This window comes from Nocardia brasiliensis, from assembly GCF_042691675.1.
GTDB lineage: Bacteria > Actinomycetota > Actinomycetes > Mycobacteriales > Mycobacteriaceae > Nocardia > Nocardia brasiliensis_D.
Window position 1 is genome coordinate 263,705 of the sequence record NZ_CP170507.1, and the last position, 22,164, is coordinate 285,868.

Here is a 22,164-nt window from a genome sequence, read left to right on the forward strand (position 1 = left end):
ACCTGCGTAAACGGATGGAGCTCGCGCAGGAACCGGCGGGTGAAGCGGGGGTGGCGAAGCGGGCGAAGAAGGGGATTCCCAGCGCCCGTGACCGGATCAACATGCTGCTCGATCCGGGCACCTTCGTCGAAATCGGTGCGCTGGTGCGCAAGCCGGGTGACCCGACGGCGCTGTACGGCGACGGCGTGGTCACCGGGCACGGCTTGGTCGAGGGCCGGCCGGTGGCGGTGTTCTCGCACGACCAGACCGTCTACGGCGGTTCGGTCGGCGAGATGTTCGGCCGCAAGGTCGCCGGGATCATGGAGTACGCGGCGAAGGTCGGCTGCCCGGTGGTCGGCATCAACGACTCCGGTGGCGCGCGGGTGCAGGAGGCGGTGACCTCGCTCGCCTGGTACGCCGAGCTGGGTCGTCGCCAGGAACCGTTATCCGGGCTGGTGCCACAGATTTCGATGATCCTCGGCAAGTGCGCCGGCGGTGCCGTCTACGCCCCGATCAACACCGATGTGGTGGTCGCGACCGAAGAGGCGTACATGTTCGTCACCGGTCCCAAGGTGATCCGCGAGGTCACCGGCGAGGACGTGAGCCTGGAAGAGCTCGGTGGCGCGCAGAGTCAGGCCGAGTACGGCAACATCCACCACGTCGCCCCGGATGAGAAGTCCGCGTTCGAGTGGGTACGCGACTACCTGAGCTTCCTCCCGACCAGCTGTCAGGAGTTGCCGCCGATCGTGAATCCCGGCCTGGAGCCGGAACTCACCGACAGCGACCGGGAACTGAATTCCCTTGTGCCGGACTCGGATAACGCCGCGTACGACATGCACGACATCCTGCTGCGGATCTTCGACGACGGCAACTTCCACGAGATCGGCGCCACCGCCGGACGCAATATCATCACCGGCTTCGCCCGCGTCGACGGGCGGCCCGTCGGCGTGGTGGCGAACCAGCCGATGGTCTACGCGGGCGCGCTGGACGCGCGGGCGTCGGACAAGGCGGCGCATTTCGTGCGCCTGTGCGACGCGTTCGAGATCCCGCTGGTCTTCATCGTCGATACGCCCGGCTTCCTGCCCGGCGTCGAGCAGGAGAAGATCGGCGTCATCAAGCGCGGCGGCCGGTTCCTGTTCTCTTTCGTGGAGGCGACCGTGCCGAAAGTGACTGTGGTGATTCGCAAGTCGTACGGCGGCGGCTACGCGGTGATGGGCTCCAAGCAGCTCGGCGCCGACGTGAACCTGGCCTGGCCCACCGCGCGCATCGCGGTGATGGGCGCCGAGAGCGCGGTCAGCCTCATCGGCGGCAAGCAGATCGAGGCCGCGCCCGAGGAACAGCGGGTGGCCATGCGCCAGCAGATGATCGACTTCTACAACGCCACCATGGCGACGCCGTGGGTGGCGGCCGAGCGTGGCTACATCGACGCGGTCATCGAGCCCGCCGACACTCGGCTGGAGCTGCGTAAAGCGTTGCAATTGCTGCGCGACAAGTCGCTGGCGCGCAATCCGCGCAAGCACCACCTGCTGCCGCTCTGATCGAGCCGACTGTTCGGAATCGGGCCGCATCCCGTTGCGGGGCGGCCCGATTCACCCGACTACGACCTCAGCCGAGGCTGGCGGATTCGATGACGACGTCGTCGACCGGCACGTCCTGGTGCCCGCCCGCGCTGCCGGTGGCGACACCGGCGATCTTGTCGACCACCTCGGTGCCCTCGGTCACCTTGCCGAACACCGTGTAACCCCAGCCGGACGGCGTCGGCGCGGAGTGGTTCAGGAACTCGTTGTCGGAGACGTTGACGAAGAACTGCGCGGTGGCCGAGTGCGGGTCGTTGGTGCGCGCCATCGCCACGGTGTACTTGTCGTTCTTCAGGCCATTGTTGGCCTCGTTCTGGATCGGCGCCTGGGTGCCCTTCTGCCGCATGCCACGCTCGAAACCGCCGCCCTGGATCATGAAGCCGGGAATGACACGGTGGAAGATGGTGCCGTTGTAATGGCCCGCATTCACGTAATCCACGAAGTTCTGCACCGTGTTCGGCGCCTTCTGGTCGTCCAGTTCCAGGACGATGGGTCCATAATTCGTCGTCAGATTCACCTTTGTCATACCCCCTAGCTTGCCAGCCCGCCTCTCCGCGCCTTTTTGCCGGTCGTCGTACTCGGGGCAGTGTCGTCGCGGGCCGGCGGTCGGGAGCGGAGTCCAGTTCTGGGCGTACCCGGCGAGTTACCCATGTGCTCACGAAACCAGTTGCCGAGTTTCATCGAGGTGAACGGTCGGGCCCCTTGACGCCCGTTCGCACCTGCATCGGCACATTCGCGGCACTTCTCGACCGGCAAGGAACACGGAGAGGTGGACCGGCCCTATAGCATTGCCAACCGTGCCCGACGCCGCTACTGCTGTCTTGACGAAACCGCCCGCCGCGCCCGCGGCCTCGCAGGCCGATTTCCGGACCGCGCGAATAATCGCGCTTGTCGCCGGTGTGCTCGGCGCGCTGTTCGCCTTGGCGACCCCATTCCTGCCGGTGACGCAAACCACCGCGGAGCTCAACTGGCCGCAGAGCGGGACGCTCGGCAACGTGCAGTCCCCGTTGATGTCCCAGGTGCCGATCGACCTGAGCGCCACCATCCCGTGCGGCACGGTCGCGCAGCTACCCGAGCGGGGCGGCATGCTGCTGGCCACCGCGCCGCCGCAGGGCGACCGGGCCGCGTTGGAGGCCATGTTCATTCGGGTCTCGGACAGCACCGTGGATGTGATCGACCGCAACGCCGTGGTGGTGTCGGCGCCGCGCTCGGACATGGACCGGTGCTCGGCGCTGGTGCTCACCTCCGACCGCAACCGCACGCACGCCGTGTTCAACGGCCTGACCACAACGGTCACCAAGCCGGTCGAGGGCGCGGCGCCCGGGACCGAGCAACAGGTCGAGGTGCCGGTCGAGGGCACGCTGAACGGTGACCTGCGGCCGCAGGTGGTCGGCGTCTTCTCCGACCTGAAGGGCGCGGCCCCCGCAGGACTCGACTTCCACATGACCGTGGACACCCGGTTCTCCTCCAGCCCGACCGCGATCAAGCTGATCGCGATGATCGCGGCGGTGCTGTGCACCCTCATCGCGCTCGCGGCGCTGGCTCGGCTCGACGGCAGCGACGGGCGCGGGCACCGCCGGTTCCTGCCGTCGAACTGGCTGAAGCCGACCCTGCCGGACGGCGCGGTCATCGGCTCGCTGCTGGTCTGGCATTTCGTCGGGGCCAATACCTCCGACGACGGCTACATCCTCAGCATGGTGCGGGTCGCGCCGCACGCCGGTTATATGGCCAACTACTTCCGCTGGTACGGCGTGCCGGAGGCGCCGTTCGGCTGGTACTACTACGTCATCCAGGTCTTCTCGGAGATCTCCACCGCGAGCCCGTGGGTGCGGCTGCCCGCGCTGGCCTGCGCCATCCTCTGCTGGATGGTGATCAGCCGCGAGGTGGTGCCCCGGCTCGGGCGCGGTGTGCGCCAGAGCCGGGTGGCGCTATGGACCGGCGGTCTGGTGTTCCTCGCCTTCTGGATGCCGTTCGACAACGGCCTGCGCTCGGAGCCGATCGTCGCGCTCGGCGCACTGCTGACCTGGGTGTCGATCGAGCGGGCCATCGCGACCGGGCGACTGCTGCCCGCCGGTGTCGCGGTCTTGGTCGCGGCGTTCACGCTCGCGGCCGCGCCCACCGGACTGATGTGTGTGGCCGCGCTGCTCGCCGGTGTTCGGCCACTGGTGCGGATCGTGGTGCGCAGGCGTCGGCAGTTCGGCTCCGCGGGCGCGAAGTGGTGGTCGACGCTGCCGCTGCTGGCCCCGATCGCCGCGGCCGGGTTGTTGGTGCTGATCGTGGTCTACAGCGATCAGACCTTCGCCGGTATCCAGGAAGCCAACCGGGTGCGTCAGGTGACCGGGCCGAACCTGGCCTGGTACGAGGACTACCTGCGCTACTACTACCTGTTCGTGGAGAGCGTCGACGGTTCGCTGGCGCGCCGGTTCGCGTTCCTGGTGATGCTGCTGTGCCTGTTCACCACCATGCTGGTGTTGTTGCGGCGCAGACAGGTTCCCGGCATCGCGAGCGGTCCGACCTGGCGGTTGATGGGTGTCGTCTTCGGCACCATCTTCTTCATGATGTTCAATCCGACCAAGTGGACGCACCACTTCGGCGCGTACGCCGGCATCGCCGGTTCGCTGGCCGCGGTGACCGCGGTGGCCGTCTCGGCGTCGGCGTTGCGCGCACGGAAGAACCGGGCGATCTTCCTGGCCGGCTTGTTGTTCGTGCTGGCGCTCGCGTTCTCCGGCATCAACGGCTACTGGTATGTGTCCAGCTTCGGGGTGCCATGGTTCGACAAGCGGATCTCGCTGCACGGCTACCAGTCGAACACCTTGATGCTCTGCCTGTTCGGCGTGGCGCTGGCCTTGGTCGCCTGGCACTCGTTGCGCGAGGGCTACGCCAAACCGGAGGCCTCGCCGAAGTCGGCGCGAGGCAAGCGGATTCGCAAGTTCGCCGCGATTCCGCTGACCGTCGTCGCCGCGCTGATGGTCTTGCTCGAGATGATGTCGCTGGTCAAGGGCGCGGTCTCGCAGTACCCGGCGTACTCGCTGGCCCGCTCCAACTTCGACGCGCTCGGTGGCAACAGTTGCGGCCTCGCCAATGACGTTCTGGTGGAACCGGACCCGAACGGCGGCGCATTGCAGCCGATCGTCGATCCGGCGCACCCGCTGACCGATCCGAATGACCCGCTCGCCGGTGTCGACCCGGTCGGCTTCGACCCCAACGGGGTGCCCAACGACCTGTCCGCCGACACCGTCGAGGTGAAGCCGGGCACCGGTAACACGTCCACCCAGTCCATCGGCGCCGCGTTCGCCGATGGCGAGAGCGCGGGCACCGGCGGTGGTCAGGGTGCTCGCGGTGTCAACGGCAGCACCGTCGCCCTGCCCTTCGGGCTCGATCCGGCGACCACGCCGGTCCTGGGCAGCTACCAGGACGGTATGCAGCAGCCCGCGCATCTCACGTCCAGCTGGTACGGACTGTCGCCGCGCTCGGCGGACAGCCCGCTGGTCGTGATTTCCGCGGCCGGTCGCATCCTCTCGGTGGACGACACCGGCGACACCAGTTATGGCCAGTCGCTCACCGTGGATTACGGCAGGCGGCTGCCGGACGGCAGCGTCGAGAAGCTCGGCACCTATTTGCCGCGTGACATCGGACCGTTCCCGTCCTGGCGCAACCTGCGGGTGCCGCTCGCCGAGATCGCGCCCGACGCCGACGCGGTGCGCATCGTCGCCAACGACCCGATCCTGATCGGTGACCAGTGGCTGGCGTTCACTCCGCCGCGGATGCCGAAGCTGCAGTCGCTCAACACCTTCATCGGTGACAAGCAGCCGGTGCTGGAGGACTGGGCCGTCGGTCTGCAGTTCCCCTGCCAGCGGCCGCTCGAGCACAAGAACGGCGTCGCCGAGGTCCCCGGTTACCGCATCCTGCCCGACCGCCAGGCCGCCATCACCTCCACCAACACCTGGCAGGCTCAAGAATTCGGCGGTCTCCTCGGCTTCTCCCAGATGCTCGCCAAGTCGGTAACGGTCCCGACCTACCTGAAGGACGACTGGGCCCGCGACTGGGGCTCCCTGGAGCGCTACGACCAGTACGACCGCAGCGCCACCCCGGCCAAGCTCGACACCGGCACGGCCACTCGCTCCGGCCTCTGGTCCCCAGGCAACCTCCGCGTCTTCTAACCGCACCCCGCAGGCCCGTTGAGCAGGCACCCCAGCCGCCTCGACGGGCTTGCGGCCATTGCGGTCCGGCAAGCAGCTAGCGTCGCTGGTGCCGCGCCAACTCCTGCTCACCGGGCAGTAAGGTAAAGGAGGCGCAGTGTTTCGGTACGACCTGACGGAAGTGGCGATGGTCGAGTGTGGCTACGGTGGCAATCCCGAGGCGTTCGGCGACTGCGACGACTGATGCGTCAGCTGCACCGAGCGGAAAACCGCCGTACTGAATCACTAATTCGGCCATGCGTCCAAAGTCTGATGGCGTGAGAGTTTCGACCTGTAGTTCTTCGGCCGCCAAGGCTCGGAGGAATTGGGCTTCGGCCCGGGGCCCATGCTTGGCGAGCATGTAGCAGACCTCAGTGACGATGGTGGCGGGAACAATCAACGGGCCAGGCTCGCTGACGAGAGCGGCCGTACACGCGTTGTGCTCGGAGTCGCGGCTGTTCGCAATGGCTAGGAGCGGTCCGGTATCACAAACGATCACTCGTCACCGCCGAGCTCGCGCCGAAGCACCTCCTGGGATGTGGTGGCGAAGTCCGGTGCGGCCTCTACGGTCCCTGTGAATGATAGTCGGCGGGTAGGGCTGGTCGGATGTTGTTCGGTAGGCCGACCGTGGCTGGCGACCAACCGCAGCACGACGGGTCGAAGGTCCCGCTGCTCGTCCTCGGTCAATAGGCGGACAAGCGCGGGCAGGTCCATGTCGTCAAAGGCCGCCGTCATGGTTCCAAGGGTACCGTCGGGCGTCACCCATCGGGCTCTCCATCGGCGCAGCCAATCGGCCCGAGCGAATCAGCCGTGCTCGTGCATCGGCAGTCAGACCTTTGTCATGCGCAGGCCGAGTTCGCGGCGGAGGACCTCCTGGGCGGGGAGGCGGTCCAGTACGCGCAGGACTGCGGGGCGTAGTTCGCGTTGTTCTTCTGGGGTGAGCAGACCCACGAGATCGCGCAGGTCCATGTGGTCGAAGGCCGACGTCATAATGCACAGATTACGGTTTTTTGTGGGTTTCGTCCCGCGATCGTGCGGCGAATTCGGCGTCCAACCGGTCTGTTTACGACATCTTTGCGCCACCGCAACACCGAACCGAATGGTTCGGTGTTGCGGAAACCGTGGTGCTCCTAACGGACTCGGATCGGATCATCCTTCGCCAACCCGCTGCGGGTTTCGACGGTGACGCCGATCTCAGCCGGTTTTGCCTTCGGGTCGTAGGGAGTGAATTTCTCCAACGAACCCCAGTCACGCGACCAATCATGATCGAGATAACTGGGGATGGTCTCCGACTTCAGCAGCAACCCGGTCCAGCCGAGCGGACCGCCGCCGATGTCGTCCTGCCAGGCATTGGAGGCATCGGAACCGACACGGTCGGGCAGGATGCGCCAGTCGGGCACCTCGGCGACGCCGTCGTGGTGGTGGAACGGGCGCTGGCAGGGGAAGGCGAGCCCGACATGCCAGTCGAGCAGCACCGGATCCGTCGAGCCGACAACGGAATTCAGTGTGGCCAGCTTGGGCAGCCGGGGCGGCGTGACGGCCAGCCACTGCTTCGGGGTGATGTCGTTGTCCACCGCGACCAGCCGCACCGCGTTCACCTCGACCGGCAACTGGTCCAGTGGCACCCGCAGGTTGCGCCAGGACGGCGCCGGGCCGATGTCGATCGGATCGACCGTGCCGAGCTTGCGCACCGCGCCGTCCGCGTCCCGGACGCCGTATTCCAGGTGCAGTTCCTGCCCGTAGGTGACGACACCGTCGGCGTCGACGTGCCTGATCCGCCCCGCCGCGGTGATCGCGAGCACCTGGTAGGCCGGGTCGGCGCGCATGCTGTCGGTCAGGTCGAGGCGGTACCACTGGGAGGTCAGCGACGCCTGCTGCTGCTCGCCCTCCTGGTAGCTACCCATGACCGGAGTGCTCGCCGGATCGAGTCCGAACGGCAAAGCCACTGTGCTGCCGTTGATTCCGGTCTGCTCGGTGGTGCCGCCGCCGGTGCCCGCACCGGTGGTCTTGGTGGTCTTGTTCTTCGAATCGGAGTTGACCGAGTTGGCACCGCCGGACACGGTTTCGTCGGCATCCGCGGTGAGGTCACTCGCGACACCGTTCGGCGTGAATCCCTTCGATTCCGCGGCCAATCCGTCAGCGGGTGATCCTGAGTAGGGGAGCAGCAGCGAGTTGGTGGTGTTCGTCTCCACCAGCACTTCGTTCGCGAGCGCGCACGAATCACCCTTCAGTGACTGGAGATTCGACTTGGCGACCGAGTACGCGGGGTACTGGGCGACCGCCGCCTTCGCCAGCGAGGCGACCTCGAACAGCACGAGGATCGCGGCGGCGATGGTCAGCGGCGCGGTGGCGAACCGATCGAAACGCTTCGGCGTGCGAGCCCGCTGATACGGCTCCCGATAGTGCAGCCACACCGCCACGATCAGCGCGACCCCGCTGAGCCCGAGAAACACCGTGGAGAATCCCTTGCCCGCGAACAGCGGCGCCTTGTCCCACCACGGCACGCCGTAGCTGGACACATACCACCAGCCGTTCGAGCCGGTGAAGGTCACCGCGAGCAGGAACAACACCGCCGCCGCGAACAGCGCCCGGTTGCGCGGCGAGCGAATGCCCGCGCTGCCCACCGCCACCGCGGCAAGGGCGGCCAGCGATCCGGCCAATCCGGCGTACACGCCGAAGTGGTGTGTCCACTTGGTCGGTGTGAACATCATCAGCAGCAGCGACGCGAACACGATGCCGAGAATCCGCACCGACGGCCCGCGTGACGTGCCGGGGATGCGTCCCTTGCGCAGTACCTGCAGCACACAGACCAGCAGGCACAGCAGCATGACCAGCACACCGAACCGCCGCGCCAGCGACCCGTCCGGCGAGAGCATCAACAGCGAATCCCACCGCGTGCGTTCATCGAACCAGGCCACGTTCGGCCCGACGATCGTGCGCACCCGAGTCGCTTCCAGAACGGTCGACAGTGTCTGATCGGCGAAAACCACGACCAGCACCAGTGTTCCAGCGGACAGGCCAGGTGCGAGCAGCGCCAGGTAGCGGAAGAACGTCGTCGCCCAAGAGGGCCGCCTGGTGGCGTGCGCGCCGGACTTCGTTGCAACACCGCTGTTCTCGTCCGCAGCGGTCGATGAGGCGTCTGATTCCGCATCGAGTCCCATTGCACCGGACGGGCTTTCGGCGACCCCGCCGCCTACCGCCGGAACAACTCCGCGCGCCCGCTTGATGATGATCTGCAGCACCGGTCGCGACCCCGCGATCAGCGCCGCGATGCAGATGAGCCCCGTCGGCCCGGCGGCCAGCGAGAAACCGGCGATCAACACCGCGATCGCGGCGGGCAGCAGTCGCCCGGTGGCGATGGCGCGTTCGATCGAGCACCAGGTGAGCAGCGCGCCCGCGGCGATCAGCGGCTCGGGCCGCAGGCCGTTGTCATAGGGCAGCCAGAAGGCGAGGAATACCAGTCCGGCGGTCCACAGCGCGACTTTGTTCCGCCGCACCCGGGCACCCAAGCGCGGCAACACCTCCCGGCTGATCACCAGCCAGCACACCACGCCCGCGGCGACCGCGGGCAGCCGCATCCATGGGCTGGCATCGGAGATCCGGGTCATCCACGCGAGCACTTCGTACGACCAGCCGAACGGCGCCTCCGGCACGCCGAACCAGCGGTAGTAGTTCGCCATGTACCCGGCGTCCCCGGACGCGCGTGCCATGTTCAGGATGTAGCCGTCGTCGGAGGTGTTGGCGCCGATGAAGTGCCACAGTCCGAGCGTCCCGAGGACAACCGCGTCGGTCGCCGTGAACCGCCACCAGTGCGCGGGCAGGAAGCGGCGGGCCCGGCGGCCGTCGCTGGTGTCCAGCAGGTGCAGTGCGAGCAGCGCGATGATGGTGAACAGCACGGCCGCGATGATCGCCGCCAGCTTCAGCACCGTCGGTGACGAGGAGAAGCGCGAGTCGAGGTCGGCGTGCAACCGGGCACCGGCCAGCGGCCCCGCGTCGAGATCGGTGAACACGCCGACCACCTGCGGGCGGATGTCCCGCGTCACGACGTTGCGGAACGGCGTGCCGTCCTGCCGGGACGCACCGGTGATCTCGGTGGTCGTCGCGGCGGCCGTCGAGTCGACGGTGAGCGCGGTACAGCCCGCCGCGGTGATCTCGGCGACCGGCGCCGACAGCAGCGGAACGTCGCGCAGCACCACCGAGAGCACGCCGTCGGCGACCGAGACGACCAGTCCCTTGGTCGCCGCCTGGCCCGAGGCGACCGGCACGGTGGACACCACCGTGCCCGACCCCACCGCCTGCACGAGCGAGCACGGCAGCGTCGTGCTCAGCCGCTGCGGCTGATACGACACCAGTGGCGCCTCGACGCTGCTGACGCCGGCCTGGGGCCAGTCCAGCGTGGCCTGGTCCTGCCGCACCGGCAACAGCGGTGTCAGCAGCGCCAGCACGAATCCGAGGAGCCCGGAGACGAGGGCGATCAGGCGGTAACGGGTGAACGCTCGAGTTGATCGGTCCGGTCGCACGGGGGTTGATGCTAGCCACCCGACCGACCGGGGCCGGTGATCACCGCACGATCAGCGCACGAACATCCCAAACCCACACGTCGTCGACTCTGGTCGGCGCGAAGCCGAGCAGCTGCGTCACCGTGGTGCGCAACGTGTCGCTGTTCTTGGTGGCGGGCAGCACCAGCACGTCGGCCTGCCAGAAGCGCAGATCGGTCAGCGCCCGCGCGCGGGCCTCGTCGCCGATCGGCGGCACGGTCCCGGTGTCTTGCGCTTGTACGAGCAACGCGGTGGTCGGGCGGGTCTCCGGGCCGTAGATGCCCTTCTTCTGCGTCCCGGTCGGGCCGACGAAGTAGCCGCCCGCGAGGGGGAAGTCGAAGCCCGCGTCGGCCTGCCAGCGCAACGCGCGCGCGTCGGCAGGCCGCGGTGGCGGCACCATCACCACCGATCCACCGCTGACGTAGTCGCGCACTGTCCCGTCCGCGAAGAATTCCGGTGTCGGCGCCCGCTCGGTCACCGGCAGGATCGTCGGAACCAGCGGCAGCAGCGCGAACGCGAGCGTGCCGAACCAGGCCAGCGGCCGCCAGTCCATCGGCGACTCGCGCCACCAGCGGACCGCCCGATCGGTCGCCAGCGCGAGGATCACCGCGATGGCCGGAATCGCCGCCATGGTGAGCCGGGTTTCCAGCACGGTACTCAGCAGCGGAACGTGTTCGGCCCAGCGCCAAGGCAATTCGATGCCGGTGTGCTGCTTGCCGAACATCGCGACCGCGCCGAGCGACAGCACGCCGAACACCGTGATCACCACGCCCGCCGCGCGAACCACCCGGTCCCGCCACAGCAGCGCGACCGTCGCCACCACCAGCAGCAGGAGCGGCCACCCGAAGTAGGCGTTCTGCTCGGTCTCGTTGATCGCCACGTACTGTCCCGGCGAGAACATGCCGCCCAGCGATTCGGAGGGGAACTGCACGATCGCCTTCAGGTCGTTGCCCATCGGCCCGTGGTCGATCGAGCGGTAGCTCTGCGGTCCGAAAAACTGCCACCACAGCGGTATTTCGGTGAGCATGATGGTGATCACCGCCGCGAGCAGCACCGTCGGCGTGATCCCGCGCAGGACGCGCAGACCGAGCCGCGGCGCGTGCAGGAAGTACACGACCGCGAACAGCCCGAACGCCAGCGCGAAGATCAGCAGCGGCTCCTCGCCGAGTGCGATCTGCAGTGCCACCAGCAAGCCCAGCGCCACCGCGTCGCGGACCCGCCTGCGCGGCCGCTCCGGACCGGTGAGACCGGCTCGCCGCGCCATCCGGATCAGCTGCCCCGCGATGATCGGAAGCAGCACCAGCACAACGAAGTTCGGGTGCGCGTTGGCATGCGAGATCATCGCGGGCGCGAAACCGCAGAACAGCCCGCCGATACCGGCCGCGAGCCTGGACTCGACGAGTTCCCGGGAGAACAGCCAGTACCAGCCGAACGCGGTGCTGGCGAGCCCGAGTGTGAGAACGAGCACGAAGGTGACGGTCGGCCCGAACAACAGGGTGATCGGCGTGAACGGCACCCCGACGCCGAACATGGCCGTGTTGGCCATCATGTTCACCCCGGCCGGGAAGTTCTGCAGGTTCGTGCCGAGCGGGTTTTGCAGATTCGCCACCGAATGCGCGGTGACGGCGAAGAACCACTCCCACATCGTCTGGTCCTGACCGCTCTTGATCAGGTACCCGCTCTGGGTATTGCGCCACTGTCCGGACAGGACGAGGGTGGCCAGCGCCAGGTAGCCGAACGCGGCGATCAGATCGACCCGGTTCAGTCCGATACGGGGGAGTCTTCGCCTGCGAACCGGGGTCGGTGACGCCGTGCCGAGCACTCCGGTCGACGTCGTTTCCTTGTCCGCGACCGCTACCGCCGACCCGTCGCGCGTGCCCAGATCGACCTGTACTGCCCGTCCCACCTGCAAACTTCTCCTCGAATAGCCAGAACTCAGCCGCCCACGGTACCGAACCACTCTGTGCTGTGCCTGGCAACCGGAACAGTCAGCACGGCTCTGTCATGTCCCATTCGTTGCGGCGCTACCGGCGGACGGTGATGAGCGTGAAGGGTCCGATTTCGGTGGTGGTGAAGTGCGGGTCGGCGAAGAGGGCTTTGGGGAAGGCGACCGTGTAGCGCTGCACGTTGGGATCGTTGGGGTAGACGTCCTTGGCCAGGCGCAGGGTGTAGTTGTCGCCGCTACTGCGGAACAGGAAGGCGTCGGGGGCGCGCCACGGGCACGTCGCGAGGGCGTCCAACAGCGCGTCGGCGGACTTCAGCTTGCTCCACCCCTCGATGGTCGCGGCCCGGCCCGCGAAGTCCGCGAGCGGGTTCGCGTAGTGCGAGGTGAGCGCCTGGAAGCCGAAGTACGGGTAGAAGGACAGGAAGCTGGTGTCGGCGGTGAGCACCACCGTGTCCGAGCGGGGTCGTCCGGTCTGCGCGGTGAGGGCAGCGTCCACCGCGCGGTAGTGCGAGACGGCCGAGGGGTTGCGCTTGTCGGCGCGGTCGCCGTTGCCGTCGGTGTCGGTGTACGCGGTGGTGATCTCCGGCGCGAGGATGTGCGGGATGTGCTGTGTGAACGCGAGCGCGCCGACGATGGCGACCGCCACCGCCGCGAGCCGGAACTGGCTCGGTTCGTTCAATGCCTGATAGATCGCCCTCGCGCCCTCCACGAACCCGAACGCACCCGCCGCGGCGAGCAGCACCAGCAGGACCGGCTCCAGCCGGAACGACAGCAGGGTGGTTCCGGCCGCGGTCGCCGCCATCGACAGCAGCGTCCACAGATAGATCGCCAGCACGCCGATGCCGAGTGCCTGCGCCCGCCGCGATGATGCCGCACGCACCACCAACCAGATGAGTCCGACCAGGCACAGCGCACCACGCAAGGAGAACTCGGCCATCGGGAAGAACAGCTCGGCACCGGACTCCGGCAGGTAGTGCTGCGCGGTCCCGGAACCGGCGGTCGGCCCGCGCAGCGCCTTCCACAGGTATGGCAGCCACACGATCAGCGCGAGCAGCCCGGCGAGCACCGCGATCGCCATCAGCCGCACCAGTGGCGGGATCGCGGCCCGCCACGCCGGTCGGGCAGCGTCATCCGTCGTCCGGGCCCGCCGGGGATGGCCCTCGGCGTATCGTTCCCGCACCGCGAACCCGGCCGCGACGAGCCCCATCAGCGCGATCGCGAACGCGGCGAGCAGAAAGTACAGAGTGTAGAAGGTGGCCGCCAGCCCGAGGAACAACCCGGTGCCGATCACCGCACCCCAGCCGCCCGCGGTGCGCGCGGTACCCCGCTCCGCCGGCCGGTACAGCGCGCCCCAGGCCAGGACGAGGGCGGGCGGGAGCAGGATCACGATCACCGAGCTGTAGGCCTCCGGCGACGAGTACGCCACCGCGACGGCGGTGACCGCGGCCGTGACCGCGATCGCCCAGTCCGCGCGAATCAGCTTGGTCCACAGCACGAGTGAGATCACCGCGGCCACCGCGATCGACCCGATCGCATATGGCTTGTAAGCCTCCCACCCGGCCATCCCGAGCACATTGGCGACGCGTCCGCCGATCCAGAACCAGCCCGCCGGATAGAACGGCGGCAGGTCCGCATAGGTCATGTCGCGCAGCGCAGCCGAGTCGGTGAGCCGAGTCAGGTACTCCGTACGGAACTCCTGATCCACCGAGACGCCGAACAGGTACAGCTTCGTCGCCGCCAGCGGCATCCCGAGGGTGAACGTGACGAACGTCGAAACACCAACCCAGGAAAGCAGTTTCGCCACCCACGGCCGAACGAACCACTTACCGGCCCGGTCGCCGCGCTGCCCCGTCCGCACCAGCGCGATCGCCACCACCAGCAGGACCGCGGCAACGACCTGTCCCACCGTGGTCAACGCCCGAGTCACATTGGAAGAGTTGAACGCAGGCCACTGCACCAGCGAAAACGCGAAGAGCCCAACCGTCGCCACCACGACCGCGACCAGCGCCGCGAGCACCGCCTCACCGACGCCGGAGCCGATGTGCCCGGCCAGCATGGCGCCTCGTCCGCGCACCGGGGCCGGTACCGCACCGCGCCCGGTGACCGTCGCTGTCATCGAACCGCTCCGATATCAGCGCCCACCTCGGCGTGCGGCGGGCACGCCGGGCCCCGGCCGGTGCGGCGTTCTCGGACTACTCGCATGGCATCTCCGGGTTCACTCGGGTCGGCATTCGCGTCGGACGATCGGCGATCATGCTGCCAGGTCCGGCCGCGGATGTGGCAACACGTGCCGGTAGTGGCGAACGAGAAAGCCGCACCCGCCCGACCCGCGGTGCGGGATTCGGGCTGAGGTGCGGCTTCGGGCAAAACTCAGATGGGGAGCTTGCGGAAGATCGGGCGCGGGATGTGGCGCAGGATCATCATCACGTAGCGGAAGGCGCCGGGGGCCCAGATCAGGTCCTTGCCCTTCTGCGAAGCGGAAACCGCCAGTGCCGCAACGTCTTCCTTGTCGACGGTGAGCGGAGCCTCCTTGACGCCCGCGGACGCCCACGCGTCGATGGTGGTCTTGGTGCGCACCTGACCGGGCCGGATGACCAGCACGCGCGGGCCGAACGGCCGCAGCGCCTCGCCGAGACCGAGGTAGAACCCGTCCAGGCCCGCCTTGGTCGAGCCGTAGACGAAGTTCGAGCGCCGCACGCGCTCACCGGCCGCCGAGGACATGGCGATGATCCGCCCGTAGCCCTGCGCCTTCATCTTCTCGCCGATCAGCACGCCGACGGAAACCGCGGCGGTGTAGTTGATTCCGGCGATCTGCACGGCCTTGCGCTGGTCCTGCCACAGTTCCTCGGCATTGCCGAGCAGGCCGAACGCGACGATGGCCACGTCGATGTCGCCGCCGTCCCACGCCGCGTCGATCACTTTCGGGTGGCTATCGGTATCGAGCGCGTCGAAGTCGATGACATCGACCTGGCTCGCGCCCGCCGCCTTCATCTGGGCGACGGCGTCATCGCGTAGCGGATCATTCGGTAGCGCGGCGAGCACGATGCGCGCGGGACCCTTCTTCAGGTACTCCGCGCAGATCGCCAAACCGATTTCCGAGGTCCCGCCGAGCAGCAGGATGGCCTGCGGGTTACCGACGGCATTGATCACTGCAGCTCCAGCCTTCTCGCCATATCGGACATGAAAACGCCTGTGGGATCGACACTTCGGCGGACCTTGATCCACTCGTCGATCCGCGGGTACATCTGGTGGAACGTCTGCGCGGTGGTCCGGGAGTCCTTGCCGGTGTACAACCGCCCGCCGAACTCGAGCACCCGACGGTCCAGATCGGTGACGAACTCGTTGAGCCCGTTCTTGATCGGGAAGTCCACGCAGATGTTCCAGCCGGGCATCGGGAAGCTCAGCGGCGCTTGGTTTCCCGGACCGAACAGCTTGAATACGTTGAGGAACGAGTAGAACCCGGACCGCTGGATATCGACGATGATGCGTTTGAACTCGTCTACCGACTCCGGCGGCACCACGAACTGGTACTGCAGGAACCCGTTGGAGCCGTAGCCGCGATTCCATTCGCCGAGCATGTCCAGCGGGTGATAGAACTGCGTCAAGTTCTGCACCTTGTTCCGGTAGGTGCCCGACTTGCGGTACCAGAGCTCACCGATCGGGGTGAAGGTGTACTTGTTCGCCAGACCGTTCGGAAACACATCGGGCAGCGTCAGAAACGTCTTCCCGTTGAATCGCAGCGGATCTTTCCGCAGCTTCTTCGGTAGCTGATCCAGCTTGGCGAGGTTGCCGCGGGAGATGGCGGCGCGGCCGAGCTTGGGCTCGGGGCTGATCGCGTCGAACCAGGCCGAGCTGTATTCGTAACGGTCCTCGGAACCGTCGCTGTGGAAGGCGATGGTTTCGTCCAGGGTCGAGGTCACATCACCGTCGGCGATGAAGTACGCGGTCTCCGTCGGCGTCATCTCGATGGTGGCACGCAGGATGATGCCGGTCAGACCGCAGCCGCCGACGGTGGCCCAGAAAAGCTTGGCGTTGCGCTTGGGCGTGATGTGATGCACGGTGCCATCGGCGGTGAGCAGATCCATCGAGCGGACGTGGTTACCGAAACTGCCCGCGCTGTGGTGGTTCTTGCCGTGGATATCGGAGCCGATCGCGCCACCGATGGTGACCTGGCGGGTGCCGGGCAGGACCGGGATCCACAGCCCGAACGGCAGCGCCGCCTTCATCAGCTGATCGAGGTTCACGCCCGCGTCCACGTCGACCAGCCGGGAATCCTGGTCGATGCGATGGATCTTGTTCAACGCGGTCATGTCGACGACCACGCCACCGGCGTTCTGCGCATTGTCGCCGTAGGAGCGCCCGAGCCCGCGCGCGATGACGCCGCGGCGCAGGTGCGGTGGCTTGGCGTCGTTGTCCTCGGCGACCATGGCGACGGCCTTGGCGATCAGTTCGGGATCGCTGGTCGAGAGCACTTCGGAAGAGGTTGGTGCGGTGCGACCCCACCCGGTCAACGTGCGGGTCTGCGTCGGCAATGCGGACGCGGTCCCGGCGTCGGCCCCATCGTTTGTGACGGTGGAGCCGCTCTCGTTACCGGTTGTCGTGGTGGCGGTCGGAGCTTTCGTGGACATCGGCATAGAGGCTACAGGTATGACCGGACATCCGGTCCAGGTCTCTTACTCCGGAGTAGTGATCTACCTATCGGTTCGGCTCCCGCTACGCTCGTCGCGTGCATGCCGAACCCCACCTGCCGCTCCCGGCCGAGCTGCCGCTGGTCGACGAGCCGGGCGGTACCGATGTCGACCTGAAGACCCAGATCGTCCGGTTCACGCTGACCGGTGGCCTGTCGGCGATCGTCGACTTCGGGCTGTACAGCCTGCTGTTCAACCTGCTCGGCCTGCCCCGCGAGGCCGCCAAGTCGCTCAGCTTCATCGTCGGCACGACTACGGCGTACCTGATCAACCGCCGCTGGACCTTCCAGGCCCCACCGAGCCGCGCCAGGTTCGTCGCCGTGGTGATCCTCTACGCGGTCACCTTCGCCGTCCAGGTCGGCCTCAACGCGCTGATGTTCGAAACGCTCCCCGACGCCCCCTGGCGCCAACTACTGGCCTTCGTCATCGCCCAGGGCACCGCCACCGTCATCAATTTCATCGTCCAACGCGTGGTCATCTTCAAAATCCACTAGTCGTCGGGCGCACACCCGCTCCCGCCGCCGCACACCCGCTATACGGGCTGTCCGGCTGACGCGACGGGTGTGCGCACCGACGGGAGACCGGTGGGTCAGTGGGTGGCGAGGGCTGATCCGAGGCGGGCAGCGGTTTGCGCTTTGGCGCCGAAGTAGTCGCCGCCCTTGGCGCGGACGTTGTCGGTGCCCCATTCGCGTTGTTCGCGGTCGGCGGGGACCAGGTGTGGAATGTGCTTGCGGCAGTGGATGTACGCCTCTTCGATGTCGACCACGACCCAGCGTTCGGCGGCCCGGCCCGGCAGGTTCGACGGCAGGCCTGGGGTGGCGTTGCGCAGGGTGGTGTCGGGGATGATCCGGGCCGAGCCGTTGATGTGCAGGCCGATCAGATCGCGCACGAAATCGATTAGCAGGATGCCTACGTGGGGATTCTCCAGGATGTTGCCGAGGCTGGCCAGCACGCCGTTGCCTCGGTACTCGGGGTACGCAATCGTGCGCTCATCGATGACGTGCAAAAAGCCGGGGGCTCCCGCGCGGAAGCTGGCGTCGCATTCGCCGTGTTTGTCCGATGTGGCGATGAACGCCATGTCCATCCGGCCGATGAATTCGATCATCATCGAATTCAGTCGGTCCAGCACTTGATCGTTGTAGAAGCGCGCGGCTCTGTCCTGCGTACCGTACCGATCCTGTAGCTCGTGCTCGCCGTCGCTGCCACACTGTGCACCGGGCATCTTCGCCACCCTCTGGTCGCCGGAATCCGGATCCTTTCGAGGGGTCGACGTTGAGCCCGCGACTAAACCGAAATCCTGTCCATTTTAGTCCGTTTCGGCCTGGCAAAACTACGAAATCCATGTTGAGAATGCACTGAATGCTTAATTAGCGCAAGGGATTCCGTAGGTTAGCTACAAGCCGACCGGCCGGGATGGTCAGCCCGGCCGACCGGACCGGGCGGCGGCCTGCGTCAAGCCGGATTCAGCGTCACCGGGACACCGTTGAAGACCGCGTTGCCGGACGGCACATCGACCACCGAATCATCGGTCAGCACATTCGCGTTGACTCCGGCATGGGCGCGGGCGACCGTCTGCGTGCTGTCGGCATGACCCCACCCGTGTGGCAGGCTCACCACCCCCGGCATGATCGCCTCGGTCGGCTCCAGCGGCACCGTCAGCGTCCCCGCGGCCGACTTCACCACCGCGTGCTCGCCGAGCCCGAAGCGCGCCACGTCGGCCGGATGGATATGCAGCGTACAGCGATTCGATCCGCTCACCAGCTGGCCGATGTTGTGCATCCAGCTGTTGTTGGACCGCAGCTGGCGGCGTCCGATCAACACCACGTCCGGCGCGGCGTCGGCCAGTCGGGCCCGCATCCTGGCCACGTCGTCGAGCAGTGGCTGCGGGGCCAGTTCCACCTTCTTCGACGCGGTCCGCAGCGCGCCGGGGAGTTTCGGTTGCAGCGGGCCGAGCTCGACGCCATGCGGATTATCCAGCAGCACTTGCAGATTCAGCGTTCCGCCGGTCCACTCGCCGTACGGGCCGAGCCGCAGCATCATGTCGAGGCGCTGCTCGGTGGTATCCGCGCCGATCAATTCGTCGCGCCGATCCGCCATTCCGGCCTTGTGCAGGGCGCCCGCGATGATCAGTTCGTCCACCCCGGTGAGTGGGTCGACACCGTCCGCGCCCTCGTGCGGCATGCCGGAGACCGCCGCGGCCAGCCGCGCCAGCACCGCCGATTCCGACGGCCGATCACCAAGTGGCACAAGCGGACGCGAGTAGCGGGCGTAGTTGTGCACAGCGAACTGCAGCAGCGCGAAGTCGTAGTGCGGGGACTGTACCGGCCGCGGTGGCGGCAGAATCACGTCGGCGTGCCTGGTGGTTTCGTTCAGATACCGATCCACGCTCACCATGAAGTCGAGTTGGGCGAAGGCGGCGTCCAGGCGGGCACCGCTCGGCGCGGAGAGCACCGGGTTGCCCGCGACCGTCACCAGCGCGCGGATCTGCCCCTCGCCTGGCGTGCGGATCTCGTCGGCCAAGGTGGCGACCGGCAATTCACCCATCGCCTCGGGCAATGCGCGGACCCGGCTGGTCCAGCGCCCGAGTCGGAACGGCCTGCTGCGGGTGATCCCGCCGGCCGCCGCGGTGGCGAACATCGCGCCGCCGGGCGAGTCGAGGTTGCCGGTGAGCACGTTGATCGCGTCGACGAGCCACTGGGTGATGGTGCCGAATTCCGCTGTGCAGGTGCCGATCCTGGCGTACACCGCCGCCGTCGGCGCCGCCGCCAGCTCGCGCGCCAGCCGAATGACCGTCGCCGCGGGCACTCCGGTGCGCATCGCCACCGAGTCGGGGCTGAAGGCCGCGGCGGCCGTACGCAGTTCGTCCAGCCCGGCGACATCGACCCGAATATCGGTGAGCTGCTCCGCGAACAGCGTGTGCACGATCCCGAACAGCAGATACGCGTCACTGCCGGGCCGGATGAACAGATGCTCGTCGGCCAGCTTCGCGGTACGGGTGACCCGGGGGTCCACCACCACGAACCGGCCGCCCCTACGCTGCAACGCCTTCAACCGCCCGGGGAAATCCGGTGCGGTGCACAGCGATCCGTTCGACTCCAGTGGGTTCGCGCCGAGCATCAGCAGGTAGTCGGTGCGATCCAGATCGGGCACGGGCACTGTCAGCGGGTCGCCGAACATCAGCCCGCTCGCCACCTGTTTGGGCATCTGGTCGGCGGTGCTCGCCGAGAAGAGGTTCTTGGTGCTCAGCGCGCGCAACAGCACCGGTACATAGAGCGCTCCCGCCACGGTGTGCGCGTTCGGGTTGCCCAGATATGCGCCCGCCGATTGTTTGCCGTGCTCGGCGAGGATCGCGGGAAAACGCTCCGCGATGAGATCGAACGCCTCGTTCCACGACGCGCTCCGCCAGGTATCGGTCGCCCGGTCGCGAATCATCGGTTCGGTCACCCGATCGGGATCCTCGTCCAGTTGCCCGAAACTGGCTCCCTTGGGGCAGATGAACCCTTTGCTGAACGGATCCGCTTTATCCCCGCGAACGGAGGTCACATGATCATCCGGATCGAGCGTGATTTCGAGTCCGCAGACCGCCTCACAGAGCGGGCAGGTACGCAATAAGTTGCGAGAATCCGTGACTGAGGCCATGCCTCATCCTCCCGCGCTATCGCCGGTCTGAAAAGAGAACGCGAGAGATGCGGTGGACGCGGCGGCTACATCGTCCGAAACCCGCGCACACGAAACGACCGACACCCGTGCGCCCGGTCGGCGCTACTCGGATATCGGTCGTGGGGGCCGGGTGGTGGACCCGGCCGTAGTTCAGTCCTTACCTCAGCAGGCGACGCTGGTGAGCTGCGTCCGCTTGTTGGCCGTGGCGGCGCGAACGGCGGCGCTGAGCGCGACCACCGGCGGCACCCAGCGGGCCTCGCCGGGCGCGACGCCCCAGCAGGCCGAGCCGACCGAGAGCTGGGTGGGCGGCAGCGGGATGCCCGCGCCGTCGGTGTGCACGATCGCGCCGGCGGCGGTCAGCGCCTCGAGCGCCATTGCGGCCTTGCGGACGCCGGTGACCAGGTGGATCTCGCGGCGCTCGGCGCCGGGCAGCTCGATGACCGGACCGGACAGGTTGTTCGCCCGCAGGAAGCGGCGGACCTCACCGGCCAGCTCGCCGCTGACCTCGATGGCCGAAAGGTCTTCATCGGTGATCAGGCAGAGACCGTTGGCCGTTTCTGCGACCGTCCATCCGCGCTGGGTGTAGTCCTGCGCAGCGGCGGTCATGGTGGCCGCCGAGACGGAAGTCGGAAACGTGGTGCGCACTGTTCTCTCCATTCCCCGGTAGATCTGGGTCCTGCATTCATGGGTCGTATCGGTGGTGGACATCCGCAGCGTTACGCGATCTTCGAAACTTCTTCGAGACTGTTGGCTACGTCTCTTCCGGGCGGTATGAAAGCAAATTGCTATGACTTTGCTCGAACCGCTTCGGATTTGTTGTCCCGCCGCTACTTTCGACCGCTGACCTGTTCTTATGCTGTGTCGTTACTGCGAGACCGCTGAGAATGATGGGACTTGTGTGGTCGGCACTACGTCCCGGCTGGCTCGGAGGTGTGATTGCGGGGAGGATTTCACCATGAGTGATGAATCCACCGCCACCGGCCCGGCCAAGGGGAGTGAGCCGCCGGAGCAGGAGGAGTACGAAGCCGAATCGCGGTGGATCACTTGGAAAGAAGCGGCGTCGCGCAGGTTCTCCCGCGGCGCCGTCGTCCAGGAGGAGCCCCAGCCGGAGCCGTTCGAGAGTCCGCGCGCCTTCCGGCAGTGGAGCGTCGAGGCGGCCCGCGGCCTGCTCGATGTGCAGTTCCGTCGCCCGGCCACCCGCACGCTGCTGCCGCTGGCCTACATCCTCGGCTTGGTGTTCGCCTGCGCCGTGCCGATCGCGCTGACGGTGCTCATGTGGCGGTTCTCGGCGGTATTGGGAGTGCTGGCCGCGCTGATCGGGGTGCCGCTCGGGTTGACCATCGCGGCCGCGGTGCGCCTCATGTTGGAATTCCTGGTGAACGCGTCCCGCCTGGCGACCAGGGTCGAGCACATCAGCGAACTGGCCGACGATCTGTTCCAGGCGCTGTCCGACGTCGCCGAGCCGGTCAACCAGCTCTCCGAAGATGTGCGCGCGGTGCAATTCTGGCGCTTCCGTAGGGGCGGCTCGCGCAGGTAGCACGACCGAATCGGGTCCGGCAGACGATGTTTGGCGTCGTGATGCCACCGGCCTAGCTGCGC

16 protein-coding genes are annotated in these 22,164 nt (G+C 67.3%); 4 read left to right on the top strand and 12 right to left on the bottom strand.

Annotated elements, in window-relative coordinates; genetic code table 11:
* The first annotated feature begins 14 nt into the window (after positions 1-14).
* Positions 15-1,517 (top strand): acyl-CoA carboxylase subunit beta, encoded by a 1,503-nt coding sequence (locus ACFK0J_RS01415; RefSeq protein ID WP_378743380.1) that lies wholly within the window; start codon positions 15-17, stop codon positions 1,515-1,517.
* A gap of 67 nt (positions 1,518-1,584) precedes the next feature.
* Here ACFK0J_RS01415 and ACFK0J_RS01420 read toward each other — a convergent pair whose 3' ends face one another.
* Complete coding sequence (locus ACFK0J_RS01420) at positions 1,585-2,082, bottom strand: peptidylprolyl isomerase (protein ID WP_218472621.1); 498 nt, start codon at positions 2,080-2,082, stop codon at positions 1,585-1,587.
* A gap of 271 nt (positions 2,083-2,353) precedes the next feature.
* Here ACFK0J_RS01420 and ACFK0J_RS01425 point away from each other — a divergent pair, with 271 nt between their 5' ends.
* Positions 2,354-5,716: an arabinosyltransferase domain-containing protein gene (locus tag ACFK0J_RS01425; protein ID WP_378735789.1), complete on the top strand. Its 3,363-nt coding sequence runs from the start codon at positions 2,354-2,356 to the stop codon at positions 5,714-5,716.
* Positions 5,717-5,792: 76 nt separating this feature from the next.
* Here ACFK0J_RS01425 and ACFK0J_RS01430 read toward each other — a convergent pair whose 3' ends face one another.
* The 8 genes from ACFK0J_RS01430 to ACFK0J_RS01465 all read right to left on the bottom strand — a co-directional run bounded on the left by ACFK0J_RS01430 (position 5,793) and on the right by ACFK0J_RS01465 (position 16,851).
* Positions 5,793-6,233, bottom strand: a complete 441-nt coding sequence (locus ACFK0J_RS01430) for a type II toxin-antitoxin system VapC family toxin (RefSeq protein WP_378735791.1) — start codon at positions 6,231-6,233, stop codon at positions 5,793-5,795.
* Positions 6,230-6,469: a hypothetical protein gene (locus ACFK0J_RS01435; RefSeq protein ID WP_378735794.1), complete on the bottom strand. Its 240-nt coding sequence runs from the start codon at positions 6,467-6,469 to the stop codon at positions 6,230-6,232. Before ACFK0J_RS01435 ends, ACFK0J_RS01430 begins: the two co-directional genes overlap by 4 nt.
* Before the next feature lie 93 nt (positions 6,470-6,562).
* Complete coding sequence (locus ACFK0J_RS01440) at positions 6,563-6,724, bottom strand: hypothetical protein (RefSeq protein WP_378735796.1); 162 nt, start codon at positions 6,722-6,724, stop codon at positions 6,563-6,565.
* A gap of 140 nt (positions 6,725-6,864) precedes the next feature.
* Entirely contained in the window at positions 6,865-10,254 is a 3,390-nt protein-coding gene (locus ACFK0J_RS01445; RefSeq protein ID WP_378735798.1) for an arabinosyltransferase domain-containing protein, read from the bottom strand.
* 40 nt (positions 10,255-10,294) lie between these two features.
* Positions 10,295-12,094, bottom strand: coding sequence for a glycosyl transferase (locus ACFK0J_RS01450; RefSeq protein ID WP_378743382.1), 1,800 nt, complete (start codon positions 12,092-12,094; stop codon positions 10,295-10,297).
* Between the two features lie 202 nt (positions 12,095-12,296).
* Positions 12,297-14,273, bottom strand: a complete 1,977-nt coding sequence (locus ACFK0J_RS01455) for a galactan 5-O-arabinofuranosyltransferase (protein ID WP_378743384.1) — start codon at positions 14,271-14,273, stop codon at positions 12,297-12,299.
* A 314-nt stretch (positions 14,274-14,587) separates the two neighbouring features.
* Positions 14,588-15,367, bottom strand: coding sequence for a decaprenylphospho-beta-D-erythro-pentofuranosid-2-ulose 2-reductase (locus ACFK0J_RS01460; RefSeq protein WP_378735800.1), 780 nt, complete (start codon positions 15,365-15,367; stop codon positions 14,588-14,590).
* Positions 15,364-16,851 carry an FAD-binding protein gene (locus ACFK0J_RS01465; RefSeq protein WP_378735802.1) on the bottom strand — a complete coding sequence of 496 codons (1,488 nt, stop codon included), beginning with the start codon at positions 16,849-16,851 and terminating at the stop codon, positions 15,364-15,366. The genes ACFK0J_RS01460 and ACFK0J_RS01465 overlap by 4 nt, the downstream gene beginning before the upstream one ends.
* A gap of 92 nt (positions 16,852-16,943) precedes the next feature.
* On the opposite strand from ACFK0J_RS01465, the gene ACFK0J_RS01470 reads away from it, so the two are divergent.
* Entirely contained in the window at positions 16,944-17,399 is a 456-nt protein-coding gene (locus tag ACFK0J_RS01470; RefSeq protein WP_378735804.1) for a GtrA family protein, read from the top strand.
* A gap of 95 nt (positions 17,400-17,494) precedes the next feature.
* Here ACFK0J_RS01470 and ACFK0J_RS01475 read toward each other — a convergent pair whose 3' ends face one another.
* The 3 genes from ACFK0J_RS01475 to ACFK0J_RS01485 form a co-directional block, all read right to left on the bottom strand.
* Entirely contained in the window at positions 17,495-18,127 is a 633-nt protein-coding gene (locus ACFK0J_RS01475; protein ID WP_378735807.1) for a pyridoxamine 5'-phosphate oxidase family protein, read from the bottom strand.
* Positions 18,128-18,357: 230 nt separating this feature from the next.
* Positions 18,358-20,544 (bottom strand): molybdopterin-dependent oxidoreductase, encoded by a 2,187-nt coding sequence (locus ACFK0J_RS01480; RefSeq protein WP_378735809.1) that lies wholly within the window; start codon positions 20,542-20,544, stop codon positions 18,358-18,360.
* Between the two features lie 183 nt (positions 20,545-20,727).
* Entirely contained in the window at positions 20,728-21,210 is a 483-nt protein-coding gene (locus ACFK0J_RS01485) for a hypothetical protein (RefSeq protein ID WP_378735811.1), read from the bottom strand.
* A 310-nt stretch (positions 21,211-21,520) separates the two neighbouring features.
* Here ACFK0J_RS01485 and ACFK0J_RS01490 point away from each other — a divergent pair, with 310 nt between their 5' ends.
* Positions 21,521-22,102, top strand: a complete 582-nt coding sequence (locus ACFK0J_RS01490; RefSeq protein WP_378735813.1) for a DUF4282 domain-containing protein — start codon at positions 21,521-21,523, stop codon at positions 22,100-22,102.
* The last annotated feature ends 62 nt before the right edge of the window (positions 22,103-22,164 follow it).